This is a genomic window from Methylobacter sp. BlB1 (genome assembly GCF_015476545.1).
GTDB lineage: Bacteria > Pseudomonadota > Gammaproteobacteria > Methylococcales > Methylomonadaceae > Methylobacter.
Genome location: NZ_JADMKV010000124.1, coordinates 1 through 4,287 on the forward strand (window position 1 = coordinate 1; position 4,287 = coordinate 4,287).

3 protein-coding genes are annotated in these 4,287 nt (G+C 47.3%); 2 read left to right on the forward strand and 1 reads right to left on the reverse strand.

Features of this window, described 5'->3' with window-relative positions; all coding sequences use genetic code 11:
- Together IT781_RS21395 and IT781_RS21400 are read left to right on the forward strand one after the other, a co-directional pair.
- On the forward strand, positions 1–1,262 hold a 1,262-nt coding region (locus IT781_RS21395; RefSeq protein WP_194972200.1), incomplete at its 5' end, for a serine/threonine-protein kinase.
- 317 nt (positions 1,263–1,579) lie between these two features.
- Entirely contained in the window at positions 1,580–3,241 is a 1,662-nt protein-coding gene (locus tag IT781_RS21400) for an ABC transporter ATP-binding protein/permease (RefSeq protein WP_370527072.1), read from the forward strand.
- Positions 3,242–3,315: 74 nt separating this feature from the next.
- Here the strand turns inward: IT781_RS21400 and IT781_RS21405 are convergent, their stop codons facing one another.
- Positions 3,316–3,696, reverse strand: a complete 381-nt coding sequence (locus IT781_RS21405; RefSeq protein WP_228779342.1) for a hypothetical protein — start codon at positions 3,694–3,696, stop codon at positions 3,316–3,318.
- Positions 3,697–4,287: the final 591 nt, after the last annotated feature.

Consider the following 4,287-nt stretch of genomic DNA (forward strand, 5'->3'; position numbering starts at 1 on the left):
CGATACTGAACAAGCGCTTCGTGCTCAAGGAAGTGCTCGGCAGCGGCGGCATGGGTACTGTGTTCAGGGCGACCGACTTGCGTCGCCAGGAAGCGCAGGACCAGCAGACCGACGTTGCGTTAAAAGTGTTAAATGAAGAATTCAGGGATGATCCGGAACTGTTCATCGCGCTCCAGCGAGAAACGAAGAAATCCCAGATGCTGGCGCATCCCAACATCGTCAGCGTCTATGATTTCGACCGCGACGGCCGCAACATTTTCATGGTCATGGAAATACTGGAAGGCAAGTCGCTTTCTCAATATATCCGTGAAATCGCTCCGCAAGGCGGCATTCCTTTCGATAAAGCCTGGCCGATCATTAAAGGACTGGCGTTGGCATTGGGTTACGCCCACAAAAAGAACATCGTTCATTCGGACTTCAAGCCGGGCAATGTCTTTATTACTGACGGCGGCGAAGTCAAAGTGCTGGATTTCGGCATCGCCTGCGCGGCCGTAAGATCGGACCGCCAGGGCCATGACGATACGGTTTTCAATGCCCGCGACCTAGGGGCGCTGACGCCGGCTTACGCCAGTTTGGAAATGTTTGAAAACCAAGATCCCGATCCGCGCGACGATATTTATGCGCTGGCCTGCGTCAGCTATGAACTGCTGGCCGGCAAGCATCCTTTCGGCAAGCTGTCCGCCCAGAAGGCGCTGGAGGTCAATCTTCAGCCGCCGGTCATTCCGGGCTTGAAGCGCCGGCAATGGAGCGCCCTGACGCACGCCCTGGCGTTGAAAAGAGAGCAGAGAACGGCTTCCATCACGCAATTTCTTGATGAAATAGAGCCCAAATCGCCCTGGCCGAAAGTCCTTGGCGCTGCTGCGATTGCGGCTTTAATCGCGGCGGCGGGCGGTTATGTCTACATTTACCAGAATATGGATGCCGTGCCTGAAGTCGTCGAACTGACTCCGGAGCAGCAACTTCAGATCAAGGACCTGCTCGAACTGGCGCAAATCCATTTTGAAGTCGGCTACATCACCGCGCCATCCGGCAGCAACGCCTTATGGGCTTATCGTCAGGTGCTGGCCATCGATCCTTACAACAAGGAGGCCTTGCAGGGACTGGAGAAGATCGCCGACCTGATTGAAAAGCAGGCTAACGAGCTGTTTGATCAGCAAAAGTTCGATGAAAGCTTGGCAAAAATTGAAGAAGGGCTGGAAGCGCTGCCTAAAAGAGAAAGTCTGTTGGCATTGAAAGAGAAGATATTGCAGATGAAGCGATAGGCGTTTTACCGGCCATGCCGATGGAATTCCTTTGCTTTTTTCCAAAAAGAGGAGCGCAGAAGAAGCAGATTGACCGGCAAAAAACGACCCAACTCGACCTTTCACCACAGTGGCTTGATCGGCGGATTAGTGCCGTATCCCTTGCTGTATGCTGTCATGCTAGGCGTTATGCATAAACTTGACAGGCCCCAAATTCAATTTCAAGTTATGATTTGCTCGTCAATATAAAATGATAGGATAGAGGCAATCTCTAAATAGAGTTACGTCTCGGGAGATAATCATAAATGAATCATAAAAAAAATTTTTTTATTACGTTTATGAAATTGGCCGGCTCTTACTGGAAATCCAAAAACAGCCTCATAATATGGACAGAAACTGTCCTGATGATTGTACTGACAGTGATGCAGATTGAACTGGCCGTCTATATTACTCAATGGAATGCCGCTCTTTTTGATGCCATTGAACAGCGATCAATGGCTGGCGTAAAAGCCCAGGCCGTCATATTAATTCTGATCTTCATGGGTAGCATAGCGATCGCCACAGTCCATTTAATCGTCAAACGGCGCTTATTGATTGGGTGGCGGACCTGGCTAACCGAAAAAGTCATTGCCAAGTGGATACAACAAGGCCGCCATTATCAGATCACTTTATTATCCCAAAGTGATCATGACAATCCGGACGGCCGCATCGCGGAAGATATTCGTATTGCGACCGAAGACGCTATAGCGCTAAGTCATTCATTGTTTTACTGTTTATTGATGTTGGCGAGCTTTAGCCAAATTCTTTGGGGCATTTCCGGAAAAGTTGTATTTGAGTTCGGAAACGTTTCGATTCCGGTGATGGGGTACCTGGTCTGGATATCGATCAGCTACTCAATCTGCGCTTCGATTTTAGGCTGGTGGATGGGGAAACCGATGACATCGGCCACTCACACAAGACAAACCAGAGAAGCTAATTTCCGGCACAATCTGATCGATATTCAGAATAATTCCCGAGTCATTGCATTGATTCGAGGCGAGGCTAACGAACAAGAGCGGCTGCTTGATTCGTTTCGAGCGATTATCGGGTCCTATGCCGAACAAACAAGCGCCTGGATTCGGATTCAGTTATTTACGTCCGGCTACTCAGTCGCATCCATGGCCTTGCCGATTTTAGTTGCATCGCCGCGTTATATAGCCGGCGCAATTTCATTGGGTATCTTGATTCAGTCCGTCCAGGCCTTTCAGCACATGGTTTCCGCTTTGTCGTGGCCGGTCGATAACATGACCCAGGTCGCCAAATGGCGAACATCGGTCGAGCGGGTCTTAGGGCTCATGAATGCCCTTGATCATCTGGAGCATGAAATTTTACCGCCGAATCCACATCAGATTCATGTGAATGAAGCCAATGTTTCGGCGCTAACGTTTAATAACGTCAGGCTGGAAGACCTGAAAGGAGAAAAGCTTTCAATCGTTTTCAATGGTGAAATCAAAGCGGGGGAGCATGTGCTGATTTCTGATCGAGCCAACAATGGCCCCAAGCTATTTAAAGCGATTGCCGGTTTATGGCCATGGGGATCCGGCCAGATTGAAGTACCGTCTGGTCAGTCGATATTCTTTATGCCGCCAAAGCCCTACCTTCCAGCAAAGTCGTTATTTGATGCCATTTGCTACCCCAAACCCAAGACAGCGTTTGACCAGGCCGAAGTAGAAAAAAAGCTCGAGCAGGTGGGTCAAAAAGCCCTGATCAACCAATTAGATCAGGTCGATGCTTGGGAAGACGTGTTGTCAAATGAACAGCAGCAGTATTTAGGTATTGTTCGCGCATTATTGCATCGGCCGCAATGGCTCTTCATTCAGGAAGCCCTCGACTCGTTGCCCCCTAATGACGAAGAGAAGATGCTCAAATTGTTGGCCCACGAGCTACCTCATGCAGGCATTCTGACGATTACTCATCAGCCGTCCACCCAGGCTTTTTACCAACGCAAGCTCAGGATTTAGAAAGCATTGAGATTACCGATAAAACCGTTGAAAGATTAAGTCTTTTCAGAAAAGACTAGCGCAAGCTCAAAGGTTTAAACAATATGTTCCCAATCTACTTTACTTGGCTTCAGTTTTTCTCTCTCCGGTCTAATGTCTGGACTCTTCAATTCCTCAGAACATTGCTTAATATTTTTTGTCTCGTTGACCAGGTAATTTTTAGCCTCTTTGGTATCAAACGCGATGTCTTTTTTCTGTATGGCATCAAGATCGGTATAGGTTGTCTTTCCTACAACTCCCCATAAGGCGAGGATCATTATCACCATAGATAAAAAGGGCGCAGATATCATTGAGAATTTGATGAATCCCAACAATAGATGTCCAGCTATAGCTGCCCCTTTCTGTAAGTATACTTTTCTTATACTCGAGGACACTTCTAAAGAAGCGATAGCAGCATTAATTATCTTTGTGTTCATTTTTGTCTCCTTGAAATGATTTGTCATCTCACCGGATACAAATTGCCAATCTTAAATTTTACTCAAATCCCTTGCCAACTATTCCATGTCGGGCAGTCTTCTTCATCATTCAAAAAAGACGATTCCATCCAATAGGCTTTGATATTGGCAGATTATCCAGGTCCTCATAATCAATCTCTCTATTTATAATCAATCTGATCAATAAAGACAACATTCGTTCATAAGAGAGCCATCCCTCAGACCGTCCATGCGCCTTTCCTTCATTCCAGCATTATCTCCAAGCCTATGATATAGTTTCTCGTTTGGGCCTGGGCTCAATGGGTCATGCTGCTAGCTACCTACGTTTTGACAACCATCGCGGCAATAATCGTTGCTTAAGGCTTCATCGACTTGCCGCTTGCAGTATAGGTCGGAGCCTAGATGCATTGCCGTCTAACCCTGCGCGAAAAGTCCCGCAGGCCGGTGAATACAAACGTTGAATGACTGTTTTCAAAGTTTCATCTGACCTTCACTAATAGTTCTTGAAAGACCGTTTTTGGCACTTATGCAAAGCTTTGCATAAGTGCCATTATGTGAAGTTTCCTTTTATGT

Coding starts and splice junctions, on each gene's coding strand:
- IT781_RS21400 (WP_370527072.1), top strand. CDS start 1,580: ATGAAATTGGCCGGCTCTTACTGGAAATCCAAAAACAGCCTCATAATA.
- IT781_RS21405 (WP_228779342.1), bottom strand. CDS start 3,696: ATGAACACAAAGATAATTAATGCTGCTATCGCTTCTTTAGAAGTGTCC.